Annotated in this window: 22 protein-coding genes and 1 tRNA gene; 15 read left to right on the forward strand and 8 right to left on the reverse strand. The window is 43.7% G+C overall.

Going from position 1 to position 24,756, the window contains the following annotated elements; all coding sequences use genetic code 11:
* Positions 1-50 precede the first annotated feature (50 nt).
* The 6 genes from lolA (at position 51) to ABD943_RS00155 (ending at position 7,615) form a co-directional block, all read left to right on the forward strand.
* Positions 51-728 carry an outer membrane lipoprotein periplasmic chaperone LolA gene (gene lolA / locus ABD943_RS00130; RefSeq protein ID WP_345291174.1) on the forward strand — a complete coding sequence of 226 codons (678 nt, stop codon included), beginning with the start codon at positions 51-53 and terminating at the stop codon, positions 726-728.
* A 16-nt stretch (positions 729-744) separates the two neighbouring features.
* Complete coding sequence (locus ABD943_RS00135) at positions 745-2,085, forward strand: replication-associated recombination protein A (protein ID WP_345291175.1); 1,341 nt, start codon at positions 745-747, stop codon at positions 2,083-2,085.
* A 7-nt stretch (positions 2,086-2,092) separates the two neighbouring features.
* Positions 2,093-2,476, forward strand: coding sequence for a fluoride efflux transporter CrcB (crcB, locus tag ABD943_RS00140; RefSeq protein WP_345291176.1), 384 nt, complete (start codon positions 2,093-2,095; stop codon positions 2,474-2,476).
* Positions 2,477-2,501: 25 nt separating this feature from the next.
* On the forward strand, positions 2,502-3,770 hold the full coding sequence (gene serS, locus ABD943_RS00145) for a serine--tRNA ligase (protein WP_345291177.1): 1,269 nt from the start codon (positions 2,502-2,504) through the stop codon (positions 3,768-3,770).
* Positions 3,771-3,942: 172 nt separating this feature from the next.
* Entirely contained in the window at positions 3,943-6,195 is a 2,253-nt protein-coding gene (locus ABD943_RS00150) for a mechanosensitive ion channel domain-containing protein (protein WP_345291178.1), read from the forward strand.
* A 28-nt stretch (positions 6,196-6,223) separates the two neighbouring features.
* Positions 6,224-7,615, forward strand: a complete 1,392-nt coding sequence (locus tag ABD943_RS00155; protein ID WP_345291179.1) for an amidohydrolase family protein — start codon at positions 6,224-6,226, stop codon at positions 7,613-7,615.
* Positions 7,616-7,671: 56 nt separating this feature from the next.
* Here ABD943_RS00155 and ABD943_RS00160 read toward each other — a convergent pair whose 3' ends face one another.
* Together ABD943_RS00160 and pheA are read right to left on the reverse strand one after the other, a co-directional pair.
* Positions 7,672-8,700 carry a 3-deoxy-7-phosphoheptulonate synthase gene (locus ABD943_RS00160; protein ID WP_345291180.1) on the reverse strand — a complete coding sequence of 343 codons (1,029 nt, stop codon included), beginning with the start codon at positions 8,698-8,700 and terminating at the stop codon, positions 7,672-7,674.
* A gap of 12 nt (positions 8,701-8,712) precedes the next feature.
* Entirely contained in the window at positions 8,713-9,930 is a 1,218-nt protein-coding gene (gene pheA / locus ABD943_RS00165) for a prephenate dehydratase (protein ID WP_345291181.1), read from the reverse strand.
* Between the two features lie 321 nt (positions 9,931-10,251).
* Here pheA and ABD943_RS00170 point away from each other — a divergent pair, with 321 nt between their 5' ends.
* A complete protein-coding gene (locus tag ABD943_RS00170) occupies positions 10,252-10,731 on the forward strand; it encodes a DUF2489 domain-containing protein (RefSeq protein ID WP_345291182.1) in 480 nt (159 codons plus the stop codon).
* A 1-nt stretch (position 10,732) separates the two neighbouring features.
* Here the strand turns inward: ABD943_RS00170 and ABD943_RS00175 are convergent.
* The 4 genes from ABD943_RS00175 to cmoA form a co-directional block, all read right to left on the reverse strand.
* Positions 10,733-10,809, reverse strand: a tRNA-Arg gene (locus ABD943_RS00175).
* A 218-nt stretch (positions 10,810-11,027) separates the two neighbouring features.
* Positions 11,028-11,702 (reverse strand): pseudouridine synthase, encoded by a 675-nt coding sequence (locus ABD943_RS00180; protein WP_345291183.1) that lies wholly within the window; start codon positions 11,700-11,702, stop codon positions 11,028-11,030.
* Between the two features lie 4 nt (positions 11,703-11,706).
* The gene (gene cmoB / locus ABD943_RS00185) at positions 11,707-12,702 is read right to left on the reverse strand and encodes a tRNA 5-methoxyuridine(34)/uridine 5-oxyacetic acid(34) synthase CmoB (RefSeq protein ID WP_345291184.1); all 996 of its coding nucleotides are present in this window, start codon (positions 12,700-12,702) and stop codon (positions 11,707-11,709) included.
* Position 12,703: 1 nt separating this feature from the next.
* A complete protein-coding gene (gene cmoA, locus ABD943_RS00190; protein ID WP_345291185.1) occupies positions 12,704-13,432 on the reverse strand; it encodes a carboxy-S-adenosyl-L-methionine synthase CmoA in 729 nt (242 codons plus the stop codon).
* Positions 13,433-13,521: 89 nt separating this feature from the next.
* On the opposite strand from cmoA, the gene ABD943_RS00195 reads away from it, so the two are divergent.
* The 3 genes from ABD943_RS00195 (at position 13,522) to ABD943_RS00205 (ending at position 16,614) form a co-directional block, all read left to right on the forward strand.
* A complete protein-coding gene (locus ABD943_RS00195; protein ID WP_345291186.1) occupies positions 13,522-13,782 on the forward strand; it encodes a chorismate mutase in 261 nt (86 codons plus the stop codon).
* Positions 13,783-14,064: 282 nt separating this feature from the next.
* Complete coding sequence (locus ABD943_RS00200; protein ID WP_345291187.1) at positions 14,065-16,134, forward strand: S9 family peptidase; 2,070 nt, start codon at positions 14,065-14,067, stop codon at positions 16,132-16,134.
* A 96-nt stretch (positions 16,135-16,230) separates the two neighbouring features.
* Positions 16,231-16,614: an ACT domain-containing protein gene (locus ABD943_RS00205; protein WP_345291188.1), complete on the forward strand. Its 384-nt coding sequence runs from the start codon at positions 16,231-16,233 to the stop codon at positions 16,612-16,614.
* 3 nt (positions 16,615-16,617) lie between these two features.
* Here ABD943_RS00205 and ABD943_RS00210 read toward each other — a convergent pair whose 3' ends face one another.
* Positions 16,618-17,304: an alpha/beta hydrolase gene (locus tag ABD943_RS00210; RefSeq protein WP_345291189.1), complete on the reverse strand. Its 687-nt coding sequence runs from the start codon at positions 17,302-17,304 to the stop codon at positions 16,618-16,620.
* 182 nt (positions 17,305-17,486) lie between these two features.
* Here ABD943_RS00210 and ABD943_RS00215 point away from each other — a divergent pair, with 182 nt between their 5' ends.
* Together ABD943_RS00215 and megL are read left to right on the forward strand one after the other, a co-directional pair.
* Positions 17,487-17,969 (forward strand): Lrp/AsnC family transcriptional regulator, encoded by a 483-nt coding sequence (locus tag ABD943_RS00215; protein WP_345291190.1) that lies wholly within the window; start codon positions 17,487-17,489, stop codon positions 17,967-17,969.
* A gap of 33 nt (positions 17,970-18,002) precedes the next feature.
* On the forward strand, positions 18,003-19,217 hold the full coding sequence (gene megL / locus ABD943_RS00220; protein WP_345291191.1) for a methionine gamma-lyase: 1,215 nt from the start codon (positions 18,003-18,005) through the stop codon (positions 19,215-19,217).
* An 86-nt stretch (positions 19,218-19,303) separates the two neighbouring features.
* Here megL and ABD943_RS00225 read toward each other — a convergent pair whose 3' ends face one another.
* Positions 19,304-21,067, reverse strand: coding sequence for a hypothetical protein (locus ABD943_RS00225; protein WP_345291192.1), 1,764 nt, complete (start codon positions 21,065-21,067; stop codon positions 19,304-19,306).
* Positions 21,068-21,188: 121 nt separating this feature from the next.
* Between ABD943_RS00225 and ABD943_RS00230 the strand changes: the two genes are divergently transcribed.
* From ABD943_RS00230 to ABD943_RS00240, 3 genes are all read left to right on the forward strand, one after another.
* A complete protein-coding gene (locus ABD943_RS00230) occupies positions 21,189-21,473 on the forward strand; it encodes a DUF4404 family protein (protein ID WP_345291193.1) in 285 nt (94 codons plus the stop codon).
* A 155-nt stretch (positions 21,474-21,628) separates the two neighbouring features.
* Positions 21,629-22,408, forward strand: coding sequence for a DUF2884 family protein (locus tag ABD943_RS00235; RefSeq protein ID WP_345291194.1), 780 nt, complete (start codon positions 21,629-21,631; stop codon positions 22,406-22,408).
* 149 nt (positions 22,409-22,557) lie between these two features.
* Positions 22,558-24,684: an amidohydrolase family protein gene (locus ABD943_RS00240; RefSeq protein WP_345291195.1), complete on the forward strand. Its 2,127-nt coding sequence runs from the start codon at positions 22,558-22,560 to the stop codon at positions 24,682-24,684.
* Positions 24,685-24,756: the final 72 nt, after the last annotated feature.

Below are 24,756 nucleotides of genomic sequence, written 5' to 3' on the forward strand. Positions count from 1 at the left end.
CTTAGGGCTGTATAACAGTAAATAATCAATAAAGGCTCAAAAGGTTTTATATGAAAACACTATTTGAACATGCAGTAAGAATCATAACCATTGGCTTTAGCTTGCTACTGGCCAGTTTGAATGTTCAAGCCGATGCAGCGCATAAGCTCCAAGAAAAGTTGCAAAATATTAGTAGTTATAAGGCGAGTTTCACTCAAGAGATTCGTGACGAATTTAATACGGTGTTAGACAGCTCGTCGGGCCATTTTGAGTTACAACGGCCTAAGCAATTCCGCTGGGTTGTGACGGATCCTTATGAGCAGGAAATTGTGGCAGATGGTAAGAGTCTGTGGCAGTTTGACCGCGACATTGAGCAGATTAATGTATCTGAGCTGGATGCGAGCTTAGAGACAACGCCTGCAGCGATCCTAACCAAAGATCAGGTTGATATCGTGGATAACTATAATGTGGCCGAAATAACGACGAGCAGTGATGATACGACACTATTTCAATTAAGCTCTACCGCTGAAGACGCGCTCTTTGAACGCTTACTCATGGAATTTAAAGGCGAGAGTCTTATAGCGCTACAGGTGAGTGATAACCTTGGTCAAACGACGTTGATTGAGTTTACGGATGTTAACTTAGCTCCCGACTTTGAACAGCAGCACTTCGTTTTTACCCCCCCAGAAGGTGTTGACGTTATTGATAATCGCCAAAAAGTCGCGGACAATGCTAAGGATAAACCTTAGCCACTAAGCCGCTTTAATGAGTCAGCAGAATCCGCTTTTTAACGATTCACATGTTTATGTCCCCTTGGCCGACAGAATGCGTCCTCAACGACTTGAGGATTATGTGGGCCAAGAGCATTTATTAGCCCCAGGAAAACCGCTTTACCAAGCCATCGAAGCCAAAAAACCATTCTCCATGATTTTCTGGGGGCCTCCGGGTACTGGCAAAACTACTTTAGCTCGACTTATAGCAAATACCTCTAACGCACATTTTATTACGATCTCAGCGGTTCTCGCTGGAGTTAAGGATATTCGAGCTGCGGTAGAAGAGGCGAAGCAATACCAAGCACAAGGGAAGCAAACATTACTTTTTGTCGACGAGGTTCACCGTTTCAACAAAGCCCAACAAGACGCCTTTTTGCCCTATGTCGAAAATGGCACCGTCACCTTCATTGGGGCTACTACTGAAAACCCTTCTTTTGAATTAAATAACGCACTATTGTCACGGGCGCGAGTATTCGTTCTTAAAGACTTATCCAGCTCAGCGCTTCGACAACTGTTGCAGCGTGCGGTTAGTGATGAAGAACAGGGGTTGGGAAGTATTCATTTAAGTGTTGAGGAAGATGCTGCTGAGATTCTTGTTCAAGCTGCCGATGGTGATGGCAGGCGTTTACTCAATATCTTAGAGCTGGCATCAGAGCTGGCATTAGCGGATGATGATCAAGCGCCTGTCGTTAATAACAAGATTTTAGAAGAAACTCTCACTCAGTCATTACGTCGCTTCGATAAGGGCGGTGAGCATTTCTATGATCAAATTTCAGCCTTACATAAATCCGTCCGTGGCAGCGATCCCAATGCAGCTCTTTACTGGTACTGCCGAATGCTAGACGGTGGCTGTGATCCTCTTTATGTGGCACGACGCGTCGTCAGAATGGCGAGTGAAGACATCGGCAATGCTGACCCTCGTGGTTTAACCTTGGCTTTAAATGCATGGGATGTGCAAGAGCGACTCGGCAGCCCTGAAGGAGAGCTAACGATTGCTCAAGCTATTCTTTACTTGGCTTGCGCGCCAAAAAGTAATGCTGTTTATAATGCTTATAATCAAGCGCGCAAAGACGTATCTAACGAACCGACTTACGAAGTCCCGATGCATATTCGAAATGCTCCAACGCATTTAATGAAGGATTTAGAGTATGGGAAGGGCTATCGGTATGATCATAACGAACCTGATGCATTTTCTGCGGGGCAAGCCTATTTCCCGGAGGAAAAGTCACCTGTTGAGTATTATCAGCCGGTACCGCGAGGGCTAGAGAAGAAAATCTCAGAGAAGATGGAATGGTTGCGACAACGAACCGAAGAAGCATTGAAGAGGAGCTAAGGGCAAGATGAGCTGGGCGGTTATTGGTGCGATTGGATTGGGTGGTGCTTTAGGTGCTATTTTGCGTTTCAAGATCCGAGACTTTTCACAATGGTTATTGGGCGAGCAGTTTTTATACGGCACATTAATTGCTAATGTCGTGGGGTGCTTTGTTGCTGGTTTTTTGATCAGTTATTGGCAACATGCTCAAGTCTCAATGACCTTAAAAGAAGGCATTATGATTGGGTTTTTAGGTGCTCTGACAACATTCTCAACCTTTTCGCTAGAAACTATGTACTTACTTCAACAGCAGGTATGGCTTAAAGCAGGCATGAATATTCTTGGAAATTTAGTGCTTTGCATGCTTTTCGTGTTTGTTGGCGCTTGGCTTGGTGGTAGAATGTCGAGCTAATAATTCATGGAACCGTTAAATTCAAATGCTTGATCCTAAACTATTACGCAATGACATAGACGCTGTAGCTGCTAACTTGGCCAAACGTGGTTTTGAGTTGGACGTTGCTACCTATCAGAAACTGGAAGATGAACGAAAAAAAATCCAGGTAGAAACACAAGAATTACAAAATGAGCGTAATACGAGTTCAAAGTCGATTGGACAGGCAAAAGCCCGTGGTGAAGATATTCAGCCTTTACTCGATCAAGTTGCTAACTTAGGTAAAAAGCTTGATGCTGGAAAAGAGCGTCTTAACGACGTTATGACTCAGCTTGATGATATGCTGGCTGGTATCCCAAATCTGTTGGATGAATCTGTACCAGAAGGTAAAGACGAGAATGACAACGAAGAACTTCGCCGATGGGGCACGCCGAGAGAGTTTACTTTCGAGCCTAAAGATCACGTTGAAATTGGAGAAGGTCTTGGAGGCATCGATTTTGCTAGCGCTGCTAAGATTTCGGCCAGTCGGTTTGTGGTCAAAAAGGGGATTGTTGCAAAGCTACACCGTGCCTTGATTCAGTTTATGCTTGATTTGCACAGCAAAGAGCATGGCTATGAAGAAATTTACGTACCTTATATGGTGAACGAAGAAAGCCTGATGGGTACTGGCCAGTTACCAAAATTTGGTGAAGACCTGTTTAAAGCTCAAGGCAAAAACCAAGATGGTAAACAGCTTTACCTGATCCCAACCGCTGAAGTTCCCGTGACCAATATGGTTCGTGACGAAATTGTTGAAGCGGATGATTTGCCACTTAAGTTCACAGCGCATACACCATGCTTTCGAAGTGAAGCAGGCTCATATGGGCGTGATGTACGGGGCTTAATCCGACTGCACCAGTTTGAAAAAGTAGAGCTAGTACATATGACTAAGCCGCAAGACTCGATGCAGGCTTTGGAGGAATTAATAGGGCATGCTGAGAAGGTGCTTCAATTGCTAGAGCTTCCGTATCGTGTAGTTAACCTATGCTCAGGGGATATTGGCTTTGGAGCGACCAAGACCTATGACATAGAAGTTTGGTTGCCGAGTCAAAAGACTTATCGTGAAATTTCTTCATGCAGTAATACTGGCGATTTCCAAGCGCGACGCATGCAAGCTCGCTGGCGTAACCCTGAAACAGGAAAACCGGAGCTACTTCATACTTTGAATGGTTCTGGTCTCGCCGTTGGACGTACGCTGGTGGCTATTCTAGAGAACTATCAAAATGAAGATGGAACAATAGATATTCCTGATGCATTAAAAACATATATGAGTTAATGAAAAAGCTGCCTTGTGCAGCTTTTTTTATGATTGCGTGTTTTTCACAGCAGTTTCAAGGAATTGGAAATAAAAACTTTCCCTTAAATTTGAATAATTTATATTCATAAGTGGTACACTAAGCCTTGAGAATTGATATAAAGCTTAAACTTAAGGAATCCAAATTAAGTTAATGAAACGTTTTTTTAGCCTACTACTTTTAACATTCATCCTTGGCATTAGTCTGTCGCCAGCCTCGTCTTTTGCCGCCTCCAGTCAAGACCCACTTAATCTCCTTAACAACGAAGAAGAAGACTCTAAAGATAAAACACCCAACATCAGGGATATGAGCAGTCGCTGGTGGGCTCAGTATCAAGAGTTAGAAGACGCTAAAAAGTTTGAAAATCAATTTAAGCAGTTTATTAGTAAGCTAGAATCTGCGGTCAATGACATTGAAGGCGAGGAGAGAAGTGATTTATTAGAGCGTATCGCTATCATCCGTAACCTCGCTCAAGAGTTCAAAAAACTAAAATATGCAAAAAAGAATGAGCTTGATATACCCAAAGCTCTTGTCTTACAAGAATCCTACTCTGTCCAAGACTACTTAGAGCTTAACCAGCTACTTTTGCAGGTTGATTTTTTACTTCAACAAACTCAGGAAGAAATCAGCCGAGTCAGCGATAGCATTAAACAAACGTCTAATACATTAGATGTCCTAAAAGTGTCATACCTTAATAGTGACGCAGGAAGTGTTGAGCAACTGTCTATTGTATTGAACTGGGTAAACAGTCAACTCAGCAAGGTGATTGAGGAGCAGTTACTCAATAATCTTGAAGTTCGAGAGAGTGGCTTAAATGACGAGTATGAAAGCCTTCAGAAAACGTTAGAAGAAGCTCGACAAAGACTTGCATTCGAGCCTTTCCCCGATGAACAACGCGCAGAATTAAAAAAACAGAAAGATGAGTTGGACGAGGATTTAAAGCAGTTAAACCTTAAGCTGAGCCGTGATATTTCGGAGACCAGTATTGGCTTTACCAGTTATGAGATCCTAAAACTCGATTTGGCGCTAACATTGTTGTCATATCATGAGGTGTTATTAAAGCTCCAAAGAGCTGAAGATCAGGACAGGCTTGCGAACATCAAGCAGCTCGAAGAGGAAGATAAGCCAGACTTGGATGAGCTTCGAAATCTTATTGCTGGGTCTGAGCGTGCGATAAAACTTGCCGAGCAGGAAATCTCGAAGGCAGAGACCTTGGCTCGAGATACTTTACTATCTTCTGACATCAATTTACGTCAACAGACGACTGCCGAAAAGCAAAGCTTGCAGAAACTGTCGGATGAACGACGTCAAAAAGCGCAATTAATTCTACGTGCCATGTCGGATGTTCGTGTAACCATTAGTGATAATGAGTTGCTGCTATCGCTCCTAAAAGACATTGAAGATAACCAGCAAACCGGACTCAATAAAACGTGGGACTCTGTAAAAGAGTTCACTCAAGATGCTTGGGACTCAACTGTAAAGCTGGTTAACAAGCCATTATTCAGTATCAATGAACGCCCGATAACATTGTTGCCGCTGATTAACCTATGTTTCATTATTCTAATAGGTTACCTTGTTTCTAAGCTGGTGAGTTTCTTGGTTCACCGCTTTGAGAAAAAACATAAGATTAAAAATAGCTCGTCCTTATACCTGTTGCACCGCCTGATACATTATTTAATTATTTTTATCGCTGCCGTTGCCGGCTTTAGTGCTTTGGGGCTTAACCTTAGTAACCTCACACTTATTGCTGGTGCTTTATCGGTTGGTATCGGTTTTGGTCTGCAAAACCTAGTGAGCAACTTTGTTTCCGGCCTGACCATCATGTTTGAGAAAACCCTGAAGGTTGGTGATTATATTGAATTAGAAGACGGCACAACGGGACAAGTTCGTGAAATCAAAACCCGAAGCACTCGAATCAATACGAACGATAACATTGATGTCATCATTCCAAACTCTTACATGGTTACCAACATTGTCACAAACTGGACCTTGAAGGAGTCAACACGAAGGGTGCGTATTCCATTTGGCGTGGCTTATGGAACCGATAAAGAAATTGTAAAAAAGGCGGCGATTGAAGCTGCTAACAATGTTCAGTACACCCTGAAAAATATTCCCGGAAAAGAGCCTGATGTCTGGCTGACCGAATTTGGTGATAGTAGTGTCAACTTCCTGTTGCTCGTTTGGGTTGCCCACTACGGTGTGCGCAGGCCTACACGAATTAGTAGTATCTACATGTGGGAGCTAGATACTGCATTTAAAAAGTATGGCATCGAGATTCCATTCCCGCAGCGTGACGTGCATTTAAATATAGTCAGTGAAGAGGATAAACATTCACTTCCTCTACAGTCAGTAACAGGCGAGTCTTTGCCTTTCAAGGACGATAAAAATAGAAAAAAGGATGATTAAAACAATCTTATAACCCAAAGAGGTGTTTATGAAAATCACACTGGCATTTATTGTCATAATGTTTTCCTTGTTTTCTTCTTGCAATGCGCAGCAATTAAAAGCTTTTGTTGGCGGTATGTTAGTTGATGGTACCGGCGGAAAAGTGATTCATGACAGCGTCATTTTAGTCAATGGTGAGCGCATAGTAGCCGTCGGCACTGAAAAAGAAGTGTCCATCCCTGATGGCTATCAAATCATCTCTACAGAAGGTATGACGGTGCTTCCTGGTTTATGGGATATGCACGTCCACTTGATGATTAATGGCCATGCAGACTATAAACATTGGGATACAGCCTATATCAATAAGCTCGGCAGTGAAATCATGCCAGCTTCTGCTGAGCAGTTATTATTAGCTGGGGTTACTAGTGCTAGAGACTTAGGCGCTCCCCTAAAAGAATCCAAAGCAATAAAAGATGCTATTAATAATGGCGATTTAAGTGGGCCTCGTATGTTTATGTCGGGGCCATTTATTCAGCACGAACCTTACCCAGGCACAGAGGCATTTAGATGGGGAGTATCCAGCGAGCGTGATGCACGTCAAAAAGTGCGTCGCTTAAAAGAAGCTGGAATGGACGTTGTTAAGCTTATTGATCATGATGTTATGCCTTTGTCGCATGCTAAAGCTGTGGTCGATGAGGCTCATAAACAAGGTATGAAGGTGGTGGGCCATTCACACAAACCGGACGAGATTAGAATTGGCCTAAAGATTGGTATTGATAATTTTGAACATACAGGCCTCACAACTGCACCTGAATATCCAGAAGATATTATGACAATGCTCAAAGAGCGAACCGCAAAAGGGAGGATTAGTGGAGGTCCGCTTTACTGGACTCCAACTGTCGAGGGGTTGTGGAATTACGACTACACGAGAGATAACTCGGAAGAGCTTGATAATCACTGTTGGAAACGTGGACTTTCTCAGGCGACCGTGGATGATATTGAGCAGTCGATACAGCATCCTGAGCGCCTTGACTATATGCAGCTTACTCCAAAACGTAAACCAACATTAAAGACGAAGTTTAATCAACTGCGTAATAGTGGGGCGATTTTACTGGTTGGTACCGATAGTGGTATCCCCATGAAATTCCATTGCCAGTCAACATGGCATGAACTGCAAGTTTGGGTTGATGAATTTGGTGTGCCTGTGATGGAAGCGATACAAGCTGCCACCTATTGGCCTGCAAAATTCATGGGTGTTGATAAAGACTTAGGCACGATTGTTCCGGGAAAATATGCAGATATCATTGCTGTAAAAGGCGATGCCTTAAAATATATTAACTTGCTACAGCATGTCGATTTGGTGGTGAAAGGTGGCGTTATCTATAAAGAGAAGGGGGCCACTAAAGAGGAAAATCTAACGAGAGTATACCCAGACTCTTGATGGGTGTATTCATGCATTAATTACTAGCAAAAAGCCGGCTTATGCCGGCTTTATATTTATAAGCTTCTGAGTAACTCTTCTGTTGTTTCCCAACCGATACAACTGTCGGTTATTGACTGTCCGTATTGTAGCTGGTTGGAAAGCTTTTGATTTCCTTCAACAAGGTGGCTTTCTAGCATAATGCCTTTAATCGAGGTATTACCGGCTTTAATTTGCGCCATGACATCTCGAGCCACACCTGGCTGTTTGGTGAAATCTTTACTGGAGTTGCCATGACTCGCATCAATGATAATTTGCGGTTTAATATTAGCCTGCTTTAGATCAGCGATGCACTGCGACACACTATCGGCATCGTAGTTCGGCTGTTTTCCTCCGCGCAGAATTATGTGTGAGTAGGGGTTGCCATTGGTGTGGAGTAGGGCGGTGTGGCCACCATTATCAATACCGATAAAGGTGTGTGGTGACTGGGCGCTGATAATGGCGTTAACAGCAGCGGTCAAAGAGCCATCAGTACTATTTTTAAAGCCTACAGGCATTGATAGTCCGGAGGCCATTTCTCGGTGAGTTTGCGACTCAGTTGTTCGAGCGCCAACCGCTGACCAGCTGATGAGATCTGCAATATATTGAGGTGTTACAGGGTCTAATGCTTCTGTCGCCGTGGGTAATCCAAGTTCTGCAATCCATGACAAAAGTTCTCGTGCTTTGGTCAAGCCAAGGTTCATATCGTTTGAGCCATCGATGTTAGGATCATTAATTAAGCCTTTCCAGCCAACATTGGTCCTCGGTTTTTCAAAGTAAGTTCGCATGACAATAAAAAATTTATCAGATAACTCGTCATGGAGACGCTTAAGACATTTGGCATACTCTTTTGCGCTATCTAAGTCATGGATAGAGCAGGGGCCAGCGATTATTAAAGTGCGTTCATCGGTTCCATCTAAAATATTTTGAATGCTAGCTCTGCCTTGAATTACGGTATTGGCAGCTTTCTCAGTTAGAGGAAGCTTTATTTTAAGTGCTTCTGGTGTCATCAACAGGTCGAGACGATTGATATTGACGTTGTTGATGGTATTGTGTGTTAGAGCCATAGTAGGTTCCTCTTACAGCCTATTGAACTGGTTGCTAAGTGCATGATGATCAAGCTTGGTGGCTAAAATGTCGTGCATAGGGTATGAGCCCAACAGAGTGACTTCCGAAGCTATCTGTTTCAGTTCGACAAGTGCTTTTTCAATAATCAGATCAGAAGCGTTACCTTCGAAATCAATATAAAATAATTCTTGCCAAGGCTTGGTCGGGATTGGCCGAGACTCTAGCTTGGTCATATTAATGCTGTGGCTTTTAAAGACCTGCAAGCAATCCAACAAAGCCCCGGGCTTTTGAGGTGTCTGTAGCGTCAAGGTCGTTTTAGCGGGTATTGTACTCGGTACTTCGATCGTCTTTTTAGCGACCAGCAGGAAGCGGGTGTAATTTTCTTGATAATTGTTAATACCGTAACTAAGAACTTCCAAGCCAGAGTTTTCAGCCGCTTGTTCGCTGGCTATTGCTGCAATACTAGGGTTTTGATACTCCGCAACCAGTTTAAGGGCAGAGCTGGTGCTACTTCTAAAGTGACTGTTAATGTTTGGATGCTCATTGAAGAAACTCTTACATTGAGCAATCGCCTGTGGGTGCGAGTAGACATCTTTAATGTCATCGATGGTGGCACCTTGGGTAGCGACAAGGCAGTGTTTTACCTTTAGCTTTTCTTCGCCAACAATGTTGAGTTTGTACTCCAGCAGTAAATCGTAGACCTCAGTAATGTTGCCCGCGGTGGTGTTTTCAATCGGCACAATGCCTAAATCGACTCGGCCTGACTCAATCGCTTTAAAGATCGATAAAAAACTAGGACAATACTCTGACTCAAAGCGACGCTTTTTTGTGGCAAAGTGTTGCTGGGCCGCGATGTGGCTATAGGAGTCTGGCTCTCCAAGGACGGCGAGCGTAAGAGGCTCTAGTGAATCTGAAGAGGTGTTCTCAAGGATATAGTCGTACTGACTTCTCACAGAGTCTTCAATAATGTTATGGAATAGGCTTAGAGTGACGCTAGGGTCAATGCCTAGATGTTGACCTTTAGCGGTAAGGTTGGTCAGCAAATTCTTTTCCTGAGCTTGATCCCTCACTTTTTTGTTGGTGGTCAACTTATTCGCCGCCACGGCAAGACTCAGCTTGCGACGTTCAGCGAATATTTTGAGCAACTCTTCATCAAGGCGCCCAATCGACTGACGCAGATTATTCAAGCTATTGACTCCCCCTGATGGAGCACTTCTTTCTTCTTTCATCTTGATATCTCACTGATTTACATATTTATTCTTGGCAAAAAAAAACCTCCCAGTGGGAGGTTTTTGCGTTGTTCTATTTACTTTTTTCTAAGCGAACACAGCTCCTCCCAAGAACTTTGGAGTAAAAAAGTAAAAATAATATTGCTGTGCCGTCATATTCATGGCTTTGATAGTAACTCTATTAATAAAAGCAAGTCAACAATGAATTGGTTATATACGAGCAACCGTTTTACCGAATGAACTGTTTAAGGTGGACTGGGTAGAGTAATAAATGTAGCCTTAGCCTACGTTATATAGTTCAACGAAAACCAAGAGTGAAGAATGACACTTTTTTACTACATCGCATCTTTTATTACGCTAATCCTCATCATATACGCGGCTTACTTACTGTTAAAGCTAAGAAGTCAGAGAGCGCATAAAAAAGTTACAGAGGCAGCTTTTGCTAAAAAACAGCATTCTCAAATGAGTTCGGTGGTGGGTAGTATTGTTGATATTTCAAAAGCTATGCAGCAGGAGCAGTGCCCGGTTATCGAAGGTTGCGTTCGGCTAAAAGTTTTGATTGATCAGCTACGTTTGAGTGAAGACGAAAAAAAACCATTCGAGATTTACTATACGGTGTACGATAAAACCGAGCATATCCCAACCCACCAAGCTTGGACAGAACTCGAAAAGCAGCAACAAATGAAATTTACCAAGGAAATGATGATGGTAGAAGCTGAACACCGTGACGAAATAAAAGAAGCCGTTGATAAAACGGTGGAGCACTTTAAGGACATGGCTGATAAGCTTAAGTCTGATTAAATGGCGCACCCGGCAGGAGTCGAACCTGCGACCTTCGCCTCCGGAGGGCGACGCTCTATCCAACTGAGCTACGGGTGCGTAATTTAAAATCTAACCTGCTAAATAGGCTTAATGCAACTGGTGAGTTTTTGTTGGAGCTTCGCTCCAAATCCAACTGTACCCTTGTCTTCTTTGAAGACGGGGCAGGCCCAGCTACGGGTTTGTAACGTTAACTGTTTACTTCCAACAATGTGTTTATGCTGCAAGTCCTAACTTTAACCGGCGGTATTCTGACAAGTCTTGATTTTTTTATCAAGTTAAAAAGCACAAGGCGCTTGAGCCGTAACTATTTTACCTGACTTTGGATCTTTAATGGTTAAAGATTCCGCATGAAGTAGCAACCGAGAAGCCTTCATGTCGGAGCCATGCTTTGAATATAGGTTGCAGCCTAAGATTGGGTGGCCTAGTTCAAGGCAGTGTAAGCGCAGTTGATGGCTTCTGCCAGTTATTGGCGTTAGCTTGAGTCGAGTGCAGTTGTTGTTGCTGTCTCGTTCTAGAACGTGCCACTCGGTTACCGCTTTCTTTCCATCGTCAAAGTCAATCTTTTGCTTTGGGCGATTAGGCCAGTCAGCAATCATGGGTTTATCAATAATGCCATGATCGTTCTCCACTAAACCATCAACCATAGCGATGTAGTGCTTTTGCGTTTCACGATGCTCGAACTGTCGGCTGATTTCTCGATGCGCCATTTTGCTCAGTGCTACTACCATAATGCCTGAAGTCGCCATGTCGAGGCGGTGAACAACCGTAGCCGTCTGAGATTTTGGGTGTTGCTGAAGTCGTGTGATTAAGCAGTCTTTGTTCTCTTGGTGACGGCCAGGTATGGTCAGGAGTCCAGCAGGCTTAGCTACAAATAAGAAATTTTTATTCGGCAGAATAATGCGCACTGGGGCAGGGCAGAAAGGAACGATGTGGTATTCTTTATCAGACATACGACTACTTTTTATTTTTATGTAATGGTTTTTGCGCGACCATAAACGCACGTTTAGGCGCAGGGTAGCCTTCAATGGTGATGCTTTTGTCCTCCGGATCTAAGTAGTCGCCCAATGATTGGAACGTCATCCAGTCAGTTGCCCGTTGCTCCTCTAAGCTGGTGGTTGATACGTTGGCAACTTGTACATTGTCTAGCCCGCATTTTCGCATCCAGTTTTGAAGCATGCCTGTGGTGGGTATGAACCACACATTATTCATTTGGGCATAGCGATCTTTCGGGATTAGGCATTGATCGTCATCTCCCTCGATGACCAATGTTTCGAGCACTAATTCGCCACCCGGTTTAAGTAAATTTTTAAGGTGCAGAATATGATCGATCGGTGAGCGGCGGTGGTACAGAACGCCCATGGAAAAGATCGTGTCAAAACCCTGTTTACCCATATTTTGTGGCATATACTCAAGACCAATGGGTAGGTAATGAACGGGGTGCTCGGAAAGATATTGCTGCATGATTGCAAATTGCATCAAGAACAATTGCGATGGGTCAATCCCCAAAACCATTTTCGGTTTTTGCGCCGCCATACGCCAACAGTGGTAGCCATTACCACAGCCGACATCCAGCACAATTCTGTCGTTGAGTGGGGTGATATGGTTTTTAATCCGATCCCACTTCCAGTCAGAACGCCATTCTGTATCGATATGATGTCCAAACAAATGAAAAGGGCCTTTACGCCAGGGATGGAACTGCTTCAACAATTGTTCGAGATTCTGATGCTGCTCCTCATTGAGCTGTCCGCGGCTTCCGATAGCTACTTTATCTGTAATATCGATGTCATCAGGCTTGATCTCAGGTAGCTGTTTTAATAGCTCAATCCATTGTGTGATGTTGCCATGGGTATAGTCAGCCATGCGTTGATGCACAGCGTCTTTGAAGGAATCTACCCAAGGGTGAAGGCGAGTGTTGGCTAAGGCGTTGTAAGTATCGTTAAAGCTAAACATATTATTTGACGACAATAAAGGATGCGAAATTATAATGTTGGAACCAAGTATCAAACTGACTGAAGCCAGCTTTTACAAAGCGCTGGTAGTGCTGCTCTCGGGTATCTGGGATGAGCACATTTTCTAAAGCGGCACGTTTTTGTGCAATCTCCATGTCGCTATAGCCATTTTGTTTTTTGAAGTCATGATGGATATCAATGATATTGTGATCGAGTGACGTAGAGCCCATGGTAAGTTTTTCGGAAAGTACTAATGCACCGCCTGGGTTCATTCCTTGATAAATGTTATTGAGGAGGGTTTGACGTTGATCTCTAGGCAAAAACTGTAGCGTGAAATTCAACACAACGAAGCTGGCGTTTTCAAACTTCAGATCGCTGATGTCTGCCTCAATAACATCTACTGGCATGGCAAAATTGTAGCCTGACTGAATCAGTGTGCAACGCTCAATCATCGCTTTTGAGTTGTCTACTGCGATAATCTTGCTGGTTTTGTCGTTGACGGCTTCACGGATAGATAGGGTTGCGGCGCCAAGAGAACAGCCAAGATCGTAGATTGAACTGTGTGGTTGCGCATACTTCTTAGCCAGTTGCCCGATACCATCAATAATCGAGGTGTAGCCTGGCACAGATCGCTTAATCATATCAGGGAAGACTTCTACAACTTTTTGATCAAAGTTGAAGGACTCAACCTGTTCTAGCTGATCAGCGTAAATATTATCCTTTTTGCTCATAAAATGATGATTTAAGTAGGGTTCAACATCGATGGCGTAATTCTACTATAATAAGACGAGGTTACCATGATTTATTGAAGAAGGTGGGTATGGATTCACTCGAAAGCATCCGGGCGAATATTGATCGGGTTGATGAGACCTTAGTTCAGTTGATAGAGCAGCGTGCAGAACTGGTTCAGCTGTTAATCAGCGTTAAAGCCAAACAGGGCTTAACCGCGCGTATTCCTGAAAGAGAGGAAGCTATTCTCGACGCACTGCATCAGCGACACGGCAAGCACTTCAGCAAAGAAGAGCTTGAATCTATTTATCGACCAATTTTTGATGCTTGTGTAAGGCTACAGCTTGAGTAGTTGAATGATAAGACTTTAGGCATAAAAAAGCCCCCAATAAAGGGGGCTAAAAATTGCGTCTCAAAATGAGAAGGAGATATTTTGAGAAGCGAACACATTGTTAGGGGTAGTTAACTTTGTGCTCAGTGGTACTTTAATTGACAGCATTTGATATTGCCATATGCCAATTGTAACAGTTTGTAACATTGTAAACTGATAATTTATGGGTCAATTTAGGCACTAACCTAGACCTGTTTCACATTTTTTACTATGCTAACCGAAATCCAAACAATGAGTAGTTGTATGAAAAATATACTGTTTTTCATAGGGTTGGCTTTATTTGGCGCTACGGGTTCGATGTCGAGCTCAGCAGCAGAGAATAAAGGGCTAACGCTAGAAGATATTTCTAAAATTGAGTCAGTTCGATCGGCTAAGGTTTCTCCGGATGGCAAGTGGGTTGCTTATACTAAAAGTAACAAGCGCAAACCTTATATTGATGATGATGGCCCGGCATGGTCTGAGCTGTATGTGAAGCCTATCGGTAGCGATGCAAAGCCATTTATTACCGGTAAAGTGAATATCGGTTCGGTCAGCTGGTCCCACGATAGCAAGACTCTTTATTACATCGCGATGCGTAACGATGATACTTTCGCAGGTGTTTATAGTATCCCAGTAGACGGCGGTGAGTCGCAGAAGGTTGTTGGTGTACAAAACAACATTTTGAGCTACACCCTAAATAATGACAGCAGCAAAATGGTCTTTATTGCCAAAGAGGGTGCTCCTAATCATAAAGAGCAACTGGTGCAAAAAGGTTTCCAAGCAAATGTTTATGAAGAAGACATTAAACACGTTCACGCTTGGGAATATGCCTTAAACGACGAGGATGCTGAGCCTAAGAAACTTGATATTGATGGCAGCGTTATCAGCGCCAAGTTCAGCCCTGTGTCAGACCAGCTAATGGTCCAAGTTTCTCCGACCCCGCTAATTGACGACATCTACATGAAGAAAAGCCTTCAAGTTATTGATTTAGATGGTGATGTGGTAGCGAGTTTCAAAACCAAAGGTAAGCAGGGTAAAGCGGTTTGGTCGACTGATGGTGAGAATATCGCTTTTTTAGGAGCGAATGATTATAACGATCCCACAGCTGGTGCTTTGTACATCGCAAACGTCGATGATGAAACTGTGTCTAAGCGTGTGACTAACGATACCAGCCATGTGATGGATGTGGCTTGGCACAATGATGATCTGATCTATATCGAGCATCAGGGTTTAGAAAGTCGTGTAGTAAAAGCTGCGTTTAAGCGTCGCATTGCGGCAATGCCTTTGGTGGATTATGGGCAAGGTATTCAACGAAGCCTATCCGTTGCCAACAATGGTGCCGTTTATGTATTAGCAGATACTGCGAAGCATCCTTCAGAGCTTTTCGCGGTGACTTCTTCAGGAATGCAGCGTTTAACAAACTCTAATACTTGGCTTGATGACGTTGAGCTAGCGAAACAAGAAGGCTTTGAGTATGAGGCGCGAGACGGCCTTAAGATTCAAGGCGTTTTGGTTTACCCGCTTAACTATAAAAAAGGAAAGCGCTACCCGATGATTGCCTTCATCCATGGTGGTCCTGAAGCGCACCGTTCTAATGGCTGGAATACTCGCTATGCGGATCCAATCCAAGCGGTTGCCGCCAAAGGGTACTTTGCCTTTATTCCAAACTATCGTGGTAGCACGGGGCGAGGTGATGAGTTTGCGCGTCTCGATCAACATGCTTACGCTGATCCAGAGTTCACTGACATTCTTGATGGTAAGCTTGCTCTAGTCGAAAAGGGCATGGTTGATGCTGATAAAGTTGGTATCACTGGCGGCTCTTACGGCGGTTATGCTACGGCTTGGTCTGCAACGAAACTATCTGAGCACTACGCGGCAGCAGTCATGTTTGTAGGTATTTCAAACCAATTATCCAAGTTCGGTACGACAGATATTCCTAACGAAATGCATGCCGTTCATGCTCGTGCGTGGCCTTGGGACGATTATCAGTGGATGTTAGAAACAAGCCCGATTTATCACGTCAAAAATGCTCAAACACCATTGCTAATTATGCACGGCGACTCAGATACCCGAGTTCACCCATCGCAATCCATGGAGCTTTATCGTTATGTTAAAACACTTGGACAAGCACCGGTTCGTTTAGTGCTTTATCCTGGTGAAGGTCACGGCAACCGTAAAGCAGCAGGTCAATACGATTACTCGTTACGCCTGGTTCGCTGGATGGATCACTACTTGAAAGGTGATGGTGGCGAACCGCCTGCTTACGACCTTAAGCATGAGAAGAAACTAGAAGAACTTAACGAGAAAGATAAGTCCGATAAGAAAGACGACTAATTACTTCTTGGTGTTTCAAAGCTCCGCAATCCACTTTTAGTGACCGTTGCGGAGCTTTTTTTATGAGAGTTTATATGAGTAAGGATAGGTGAATATATGGCTATTACAGATTTGAGTAGACTGTTGTCTGAGCTTAACCCGGTTATGGATGAGCAGGATTATGTTTTTTGTACAGTCACCGAGCTGCCAGTGGGCATCAATCCAATAGCGACTTTCCACGAAGAGGAAGGGCTTAGCTTGGTATGTTTTAAAGCTCAGGCTCAGGCTGCAAATATAAACTTCCAAGGAACATTCAAGAAAATCACCTTAACCGTTTATTCGAGTTTAGAGGCGGTGGGGTTAACGGCTGCGGTTTCCAATGTGCTAGCCAAAGCGGGCATTAGTGCCAATATGGTAGCGGCTTATCACCATGATCACGTTTTCGTGCCAAGCGAGCAGGCAGAAGAAGCGCTAATCTTGATAAAAGGACTCAGCTCTTGAGCATTAGCTTTCACTGGTATTCAGTAACGGTTTGCGCTCTTGCTGTCGATAGAAATTACCCGTAGCCAAAAAGTTGACGATATGATCCTTAACCTTGCGCTTATTCATAATGAAGGTATGGCCATGCTTGACCGTAATCAGATCCTTCATTTCAGTCAGTTTGGTGTCGGCGACAGCCACTTTCCCATCATGCTCACCATCAAAGACGTGATTAAACCAAGGATCTGAAGAGCGCGTTCCGGCAATGATACCAACATCGGTATAAATGGGATCGAGCTTTTCTAGCAGAGGGTTGTTACTTTTATGAAGCTGCTGTCCTGGCACGCCGGTCATCCAGCGATACCAAAAGCGGTCACGATATTTTTCTGCAACTGGAGAGCCATTGTTTGGCGGTGCCAGCATGACAATTCGTCCGAGCTGTTTGATTTTATGGTTGGAAAGGTAGTAACGCACTAAAAGACCACCCAAACTGTGTGTCACAAAGTGGATTTTTGAGACTTCATCGCGTGAGATGTTGGCCAGTGCTGAATTAATATAATGTACGGCTGAGCGCTCCACACCTGCAACGGTTGAAGGGTAGCTGCGGTTATAGGTAACGTAGCCTTTTTTATTCAAATAAGTTTCTAAACGCTTCATGGATCGTTTACTTCGACCCATGCCGTGAATCAATATAACAGCTTCTTTTTTCAATTCTTTGGTCTTATTTTGTTCAATAGCTGGTCAGACATCAGTGTATCAGCTTGATAATATTCGTCAAAGGCAGAGTTTAAATAGCACTAAATTAATAATATTAGGCAAAGCCAGTCCTTGTTGTTATTATTTATGTAATTTATCTCGCTGTGATTAACTATATTCAGTTATAAGGAGGGTTGATGATAGAATCATCTAAGGCAAAGCTGGATGTTTTGGATCGAAAGATACTCAATGTTTTACAAACGGAAGGACGCCTAAGCAACGCGGAGCTGGCAAAGCGACTGAATTTATCGCCTCCCGCCACTCATGCTCGTGTTAAGCGTTTAGAACATGAAGGGATAATCCACCAATATGCTGCGTTAGTGGATCGACACCGCCTGGGAATTGATACCTTGTGCTTTGTTGAATTCAGCTTACAGTTGCACAGCATAGAGCAAATCCAAAGCATCTTAGCCACTGTTAATTCATGGCCTGAAGTGTTGGAGTGCCACAATGTCACCGGTGAGTATGATTACTTATTAAAAGTGGCGGTACGAAACACGCAGGCCCTTGAAAGCTTTATTTCGCAACGAATGATTCCGCTGGATGGTGTCGCAAGAATTCATACCAGTATGGTCTTGAAGGAAGTGAAATCGACCACCGCCATCATTCTTGAGGAATAGCTTCATACATTTAAAGATAGGGGTTGGTGAATTATGAAATCGTCCGAGGGTAAGCAATTTTTTAATCATTTAGAAACACGCGCTATTCATGCGGGCAGAGTCGGAGATCCAAGCTTTGGTTCACTGGCGACACCAATCCATCAAACCTCAACATTTATCTTTGATAATGTTCAACAAGGATCTAACCGTTTCGCCGGCGAAGAACAGGGCTATATATACAGTCGTTTGGGCAATCCAACCGTTCGTGAGCTTGAGCAGAAGATGGCTGCGCTTGAAAATACAGACGATGCAGCAGCCTTTGGTTCTGGAATGGGAGCTGTGTCGGCGACTCTTTTGGCGAATCTAAAGCAAGGCGATCACTTAGTTGCATCATCAGCGCTTTACGGTTGCAGCTTTGCTCTAATCAATCACAAGTTTCCGGACTTTGGTATTGAGGTGACTTTTGTCGATATTACCAACGAACAAGAAGTGGAAGCTGCGATCCAAGAGAACACCAAGCTGATTTATTTTGAAACGCCGATCAACCCAAACCTCGCTTGCGTGGATATGGAGACAATTGGTGCCATTGCGAAGAAGCATGAGCTTTTGACCATTATGGATAACACCTTCATGTCTCCTGTGTTACAGCAACCGAGTGACTATGGCATGGATTTAATCATTCACAGTGCGACTAAGTACTTGAATGGCCATGGCGATGTTATTGGCGGCATTGTCTGCGGTAGTGAGGAACAGATTGGCAACATCAAAATGACCACGCAGAAGGATATGGGCGCAACCATGAGCCCGAACGACGCATGGTTAATTACGCGTGGTTTAAAAACGCTTTCTGTTCGTGTTGAACGTCATTGCGACAATGCAGAGAAAGTGGCGGACTACCTTGAAGGTCACGGTGATATTGAGCAAGTGTATTACCCTGGATTGAAACATCACCCGGCGAACCACCTTATCGGTACTCAAATGAAGCGTGCGGGCGGTATTATTGCGTTTGAGGTAGCCGGGGGCTTCGATGACGCTGTGCGTTTTATGAATCATCTAGAGCTATGTCATATCGCAGTGAGCTTGGGTGATGCGGAAACCTTAATTCAACACCCAGCCTCAATGACTCACTCCACCTATACGCCTGAAGAGCGTGCTGATGCGGGAATTAGTGAAACCTTGATTCGAATTTCTGTGGGCTTAGAGCATCCGGAAGATATCATTGCTGATTTAGAACAAGCTCTACAGAAAATGAAAATTAGAGCTGCTTAAGTTTAACCCCTTAGTTAAATCTTAGTGGCCTAATAAAAAGCCCGGCATTTGCCGGGCTTTTCTTTGCTGCTTGTCTAAGCGCGATTTTATCGTGCTTGGTAAGAGCTATCGGTAACAATGCCTTCATTGGTAATATCGAAGTTGCCTTTGATAATACCGTCAGCTTTCTTCAACTCAGAGAATACTTCTTTTTGTTCTTCAAGCATTTCTTTTTCTGAACCGTAAGCGCCTTCAGATGCTGATTCCATTGCTTGCTCAAGCAAGCCCATGTACTTTTTGAAGTCCATTGAGAAAGACATCAAGCCATTTTTCTCTAGGCTGCTGTTGCTTTCAACTTTGCTGATAAGTTTATCCGTTTGGCCCATCATTAATACTAAGTCATGACCACGCAAAGCAATCTTAGTTTCAGCGCCCATACCCATTGGCAAGGCTTGAGGTTCGCCACCATCTTCTAGCTTCATTTGAGCAAGTTCAGGAGCATACATGCCCAGTGACTGTAGCAAGTTTTGTGGCTTCTCAGCAGTAACAGTGACTAACAGTTGGCTGTCTTGCATGAATGCCATCGGATTGCGTTCCATGTTGTTAAGCGCTTCTTCATTCATTTCAACAACGCTGAAACCAACACCTTTAATACCAGCAACCATACCTGACATCATGCCTAGCATCATTGGGTTAGACTGGCGAAGGCTTGCTTGCATCTCAGTAAGAGGAGGGCAAGTGAAGTCTTCTTTAGTTAAGCTTTCCCAAACGGTCGTGATAACTGGAACCACTTGGTCCATATCAAAACCAAAGCCAAAACTCATGACATAATCGTCATTAGAAACATTGTTAGAAATGTGACCACGCAGTTTGCCAAGCGTTTCTAGAAGGTCAGCATTGCCGCCTTTAAGAACCATTTTGTAGCTAGCGTTGCTGTCATCAAATTCAGTGTAACCTGCTGAAAGCATAGGCCAGTTCTTAGTCAGGCCTGTAAGTTCTGTGTTACACGCTGGTGTTTGGATGTCTTTCATCTCTTGACCGGCACCATAAGCTGTCAACACTTCTTCTAAGCTCTTACCAAAAGCGTTAGCCGAAGGCTTAGTAATGCCGTCAACGATCGCTAAGTTGTCTAGTAAGAAAATTGAATAGCCTAAGTAACCATTATCAGAAGCCAGTTCATTCAGAACGCCACCCTCAAGGATGTTAGTTGTTGGCTTTTCTGAAAGTGTACGCTGAAGATCTTTAGCATCATCAAGCTGAGTGTTAACAGTAACGATTGCTTGATTGTCATGAGCTGCGATAACTAAAGTCATTGGAACTTCGTTTGACTCGTCATTCATGCTGTATTCGCGATACTCAACACCGTTAACTGTGTTGACTGCTGCTGTAATGCCTTGGTCAGCTTCGATTTTAGCAATAGCTTTAGCGAACGTGTCTGTACCATCAAGTTCAAGACGGATAACCGGTAAAGCACCAACCGTGTAGAACGCCATGTTCACTTCGCTGCGTAAACCAAGCTCTTTAACCGACTTGTTTTTTACTGCTTTTAAGTAATCACCATAAATGCTTACAAGAACTTTTGCCGCATCTGGAGCGTCACCTAAGTCAGATTTTAGGTCGTCAAAACTGGCACCCATCATAGCCGAGTAGTCAAAGCCCATTTTGCTGCTCATTTCCAGAGTTTTAGCAAAATCTAACGGCTCTACGCTACCAGCGAATAAAACGGTATCGGCTGGAACATATTCTAGAACAGGGTTGTCCGAAGGTAATGAGTTACCTAAGCTTAAGCCTCCAACTTTCCCTCCCTTAAAAAAGAATATCCCTGCAGCAATAGCAACTGCTATCACTATAATAATCAGTAGTTTTTTCATAATAGTCCTTCTGTATCGTTGTGTTTTCAGCGGAAATTATATGTCATGATAGTGATTAGACCAATGAATTTTATGTGTCTATCACATAGAATGGGTAAAAAAATGTTTCAAAGGAAATACTATGAGCCAAAAAGATATGAGCAACAGCAACCTTACTCAAGCCGTAGAGCGTGTATTCGCTGAGCTAGAGGCTAGAGAAACACTGGATAAAGATGAAACTTTAGCCCTAGCCAAGTTGGAGCTGATGATTGAAGCTAAATTGTTTCAACAAGACGCTGAAGGTAACCCAGAAGAGTACTTAATTGAGCGTTTTCAAGAACGTTTATATAACTTTGAGCGTGAATATCCCTCGTTAAGCAGCTTTATCCGTAGGATATCCAATAGTTTAAGTAACATCGGTATCTAACTGAAAAATAAAGAAAACCCCTCCTTGTAAAAAGAGGCTGTTCACAATTTGTTACCCTAAACAGCCTTTTTACACACTAAAACGCTAAACCTTTTCCGCTAAATCCTTAATCTAAGTCTATGTGTCACCCACATTAACTATTAAGGAGTTCTACTATGACAATTAACGTTAAATCAGCTGCATTGGCTGTGTGCCTGGCTTTAAGCGCAGGTTCCGTAGCGGCTCACTCAAATAAAGACATGGCCTGCGATGCAGACTTTGCCTATAACATCGATATCAAAGATGCTGGTTTGAGTTTTTCAACCAAAAACCAAGAAAAAGTCTTAATCACGCCTGCCTCTGAGTTGTTCTTAGAGGGGCAGAAGCAGTTGCTGTCAGCGCAACAGGTTGAGCTTTTAGCTGAGTACAATCAACGAATTCGTGAGCTATTGCCGCTAGCTTCAGGCGTGGCGGAAGAAGCCAGTGCGATGGCGATAGAGGCTGTTGGGAGTGTAACCGCAGCATTACTTCATGATAACCCTGAGAAAGCCGAAGAGTTTGTAACGCGAGTAGAAACAATTTCAGCTGAACTTAAACAGCATATCAGTAATACCCATCTTCGCCCTGAGGCCGTGGTAGATTACATGGAAAGCTCCGACTTTGAGGCAGAGTTTGAGGGCTTGGTTGAAACTGCGGTTAAAGAGTTTATGGACAACAATGTCGGTGAAATGATTGCTGCGGCCATGAGTGGTAATGAAGAGAAGGTTAAAGCTTTCGAACAGCGTATGGAGCGCTTCGGTGAAGACTTAGAAGAAAAGTTGGAGCGTCGAGCAGAGCAGCTAGAGCTACAGGCTGAAAAGCTTTGTGCGTTGGTGGATAACATTGATGAAACCGAAGCTCAGCTGGTTAAATCTTTTGATAAGTTTGATGCTTATCAATTAATCACCAAAAAATAACCCTCGCTTGATAGCGCTCGCTAAGGCAGTCTTGCTCCAGCAAGGCTGCTTTTTTGGGTTTAAGGTTATCATTTTGCTGAACAAAAGATAGACACCCGAAATTCACAGTTATAAGCTGTATGACAAATAAAAAACGCAAGGAAATCACTATGTCTTTCAAACACCTCAAAGTATCAGCAATTGCGCTGAGTATGACGCTCGCTTTAGCCGGCTGTGATTCATCAGAAACGTCGAAAGAAAGCGCTAACCAGTCTAAAGTCACTGCTGATTCAAAAAGCAGCGAAGCCCACTCTGAAAAGGGAACAATGGAAAAGTCTGTGGTTGAGCCTCCTATGGAGTTCAACATCTACAATAAAGAAGACACGGCAGGCAAGGTAAGGGTTGAGCAAGATGGCAATGTAGTCAGATCCAATCTAGAGTTGGGCTGGAATAACCGACGGGTCAATATCGATGAAAAGATAGTCCTCGGTGAAGATGGTTACGTGATCAGTCAGGAAGTCACGGGAACGTCAGCCTTTGGAGCGCCAATCGATGAGCGCTTTAGCATGAAGGCGGGAAAGGCTGAGTGGAAAAGTCTCAATGAACAGGGTAATGCGAGCGTAGAGGACAGTAAGTTTTATATCCCCAGTGATGGCACGGGCGTCTCCTCGAATTTCCTGGTGAAAGCATTACTGGAAGATGATGATAATAAAATCGAACTGCTACCGAGCGGTACCGCTTCGTTAATAGAGTTAGATAAAGTGACCCTAACCAAGGGCGAAGAACAAAAAACAGTTCGTTTGATCGGTGTCGTTGGGCTTGGCTTTACGCCTGAGTTTAATTGGTATGACGAGGACAATAACTTCTTTGCGTCGGATGGCGGCGGCTGGTTTGGTGTTATTGCTAAGGGCTGGGGCCGAGAAAACCTAGAAAAACTACAAGCGATCCAAAAAGAAGCCGATAACCAATACTTAGAGGACCTTTCAAAGCGACTAACGTACGTTTCAGAGAAGCCCATTTTGGTGACTAATGCTAATTATGTTGACGTTGAAGCCGGTCAGTTGATTGAGGGTAAGTCGATTGTCGTGGTTGACGGTAAAATCGACAAAATTGTGGATGCTGGAAGCATTGAAGCTTCTGACGAATACACGGTGGTTGATGCCTCTGGAAAAACATTAATCCCTGGTCTATGGGATATGCATGGTCACTTGTCGAAGTCTGATGGGCTGCTAAATATTCCTGCAGGCGTGACCAATGTTCGTGATATGGGGAATACCCATGACAACATCGTTGCGGTTGAAAAGTTAGCTGAAGATGCTGAAATTATTGGTGGTGACGTTTATCGCGCGGGTTTCATGGACCGTGAAAGTCCTTATGCGATGAAAATGGGCCAGACAGTTGATTCACTTGAGGATGCGAAAAATGGCGTCGATTGGTACGCTGATCGTGGTTATATTCAAATCAAAACTTATAGCTCAATGGAGCCTGAGTGGGTTAAGCCTTTAGCGGAGCATGTTCACAGTCGTGGCTTACGACTGAGTGGACACATTCCAGCGTTCATGACAGCGGAAGAGGCGGTTGATGCAGGGTTTGACGAAATTCAACATATCAACATGATTTTCCTTAACTTCTTAGGTAAGAACATTGATACGCGAAAACGCTTACGATTTTCGATTGTTGGAGAAAAAGCTCACGAGCTGGATTTAGACAGCAAAGCAGTGAATGACTTCGTAGCTAAGTTGGCGGAGAAGGGTATTGAAGTTGACCCTACGGTTTCAACTTTCAACAGCCTGTTCCGTAAAGGCGGTGTGATTGACCCTGAAATTGAGCCCGTCTATGAGCACCTTCCTGCAAATGTTGCGCGTGGTTACTTGAGACCTGTAATGGATATTACGGCTGAGCAGCGTGATGACTATGACAAATCAATTAAAGCTTTGTCAGCGATGGTCAAGAAGTTGCATGAGAACGGTGTACCTATCGTTCCAGGTACTGATGCCATTGCTGGGTTTACCTTGCATCGCGAGCTAGAACTTTACGCCGATGCCGGTATTTCTAACGCAGATGTCTTGAAGCTAGCGACTATAGGATCGGCCAAGGTCGTGGGTAATGACGATAATGTCGGTTCTATTGCTGTAGGTAAGCAAGCCGATCTTGTGTTCGTCGAGGGTAACCCGTTGGAGGATATAGGCCATTTACGCCATATTGGTCTCGTTGTGAAAGAGCAGCGCATCTATAAGCCGGATGAGATTTACGAAGCCATTGGGGTTAAACCTTTCATTAAGTCTATAGACTTCTAACCTTTATTGAGTGTATGAAAAGCCGCTGGTAACCGCTGTTACTAGCGGTTTTTTTTATTTCAGGACCCTGCT

The sequence above is a fragment of the Kangiella marina genome (assembly GCF_039541235.1).
GTDB classification, from domain to species: domain Bacteria; phylum Pseudomonadota; class Gammaproteobacteria; order Enterobacterales; family Kangiellaceae; genus Kangiella; species Kangiella marina.

Excerpts from the sequence above, each read along its gene's own strand:
- lolA (WP_345291174.1), top strand. The coding sequence starts at position 51 with ATGAAAACACTATTTGAACATGCAGTAAGAATCATAACCATTGGCTTT.
- ABD943_RS00135 (WP_345291175.1), top strand. The coding sequence starts at position 745 with ATGAGTCAGCAGAATCCGCTTTTTAACGATTCACATGTTTATGTCCCC.
- crcB (WP_345291176.1), top strand. The coding sequence starts at position 2,093 with ATGAGCTGGGCGGTTATTGGTGCGATTGGATTGGGTGGTGCTTTAGGT.
- serS (WP_345291177.1), top strand. The coding sequence starts at position 2,502 with ATGCTTGATCCTAAACTATTACGCAATGACATAGACGCTGTAGCTGCT.
- ABD943_RS00150 (WP_345291178.1), top strand. The coding sequence starts at position 3,943 with ATGAAACGTTTTTTTAGCCTACTACTTTTAACATTCATCCTTGGCATT.
- ABD943_RS00155 (WP_345291179.1), top strand. The coding sequence starts at position 6,224 with ATGAAAATCACACTGGCATTTATTGTCATAATGTTTTCCTTGTTTTCT.
- ABD943_RS00160 (WP_345291180.1), bottom strand. The coding sequence starts at position 8,700 with ATGGCTCTAACACACAATACCATCAACAACGTCAATATCAATCGTCTC.
- pheA (WP_345291181.1), bottom strand. The coding sequence starts at position 9,930 with ATGAAAGAAGAAAGAAGTGCTCCATCAGGGGGAGTCAATAGCTTGAAT.
- ABD943_RS00170 (WP_345291182.1), top strand. The coding sequence starts at position 10,252 with ATGACACTTTTTTACTACATCGCATCTTTTATTACGCTAATCCTCATC.
- ABD943_RS00180 (WP_345291183.1), bottom strand. The coding sequence starts at position 11,702 with ATGTCTGATAAAGAATACCACATCGTTCCTTTCTGCCCTGCCCCAGTG.
- cmoB (WP_345291184.1), bottom strand. The coding sequence starts at position 12,702 with ATGTTTAGCTTTAACGATACTTACAACGCCTTAGCCAACACTCGCCTT.
- cmoA (WP_345291185.1), bottom strand. The coding sequence starts at position 13,432 with ATGAGCAAAAAGGATAATATTTACGCTGATCAGCTAGAACAGGTTGAG.
- ABD943_RS00195 (WP_345291186.1), top strand. The coding sequence starts at position 13,522 with ATGGATTCACTCGAAAGCATCCGGGCGAATATTGATCGGGTTGATGAG.
- ABD943_RS00200 (WP_345291187.1), top strand. The coding sequence starts at position 14,065 with ATGAAAAATATACTGTTTTTCATAGGGTTGGCTTTATTTGGCGCTACG.
- ABD943_RS00205 (WP_345291188.1), top strand. The coding sequence starts at position 16,231 with ATGGCTATTACAGATTTGAGTAGACTGTTGTCTGAGCTTAACCCGGTT.
- ABD943_RS00215 (WP_345291190.1), top strand. The coding sequence starts at position 17,487 with ATGATAGAATCATCTAAGGCAAAGCTGGATGTTTTGGATCGAAAGATA.
- megL (WP_345291191.1), top strand. The coding sequence starts at position 18,003 with ATGAAATCGTCCGAGGGTAAGCAATTTTTTAATCATTTAGAAACACGC.
- ABD943_RS00225 (WP_345291192.1), bottom strand. The coding sequence starts at position 21,067 with ATGAAAAAACTACTGATTATTATAGTGATAGCAGTTGCTATTGCTGCA.
- ABD943_RS00230 (WP_345291193.1), top strand. The coding sequence starts at position 21,189 with ATGAGCCAAAAAGATATGAGCAACAGCAACCTTACTCAAGCCGTAGAG.
- ABD943_RS00235 (WP_345291194.1), top strand. The coding sequence starts at position 21,629 with ATGACAATTAACGTTAAATCAGCTGCATTGGCTGTGTGCCTGGCTTTA.
- ABD943_RS00240 (WP_345291195.1), top strand. The coding sequence starts at position 22,558 with ATGTCTTTCAAACACCTCAAAGTATCAGCAATTGCGCTGAGTATGACG.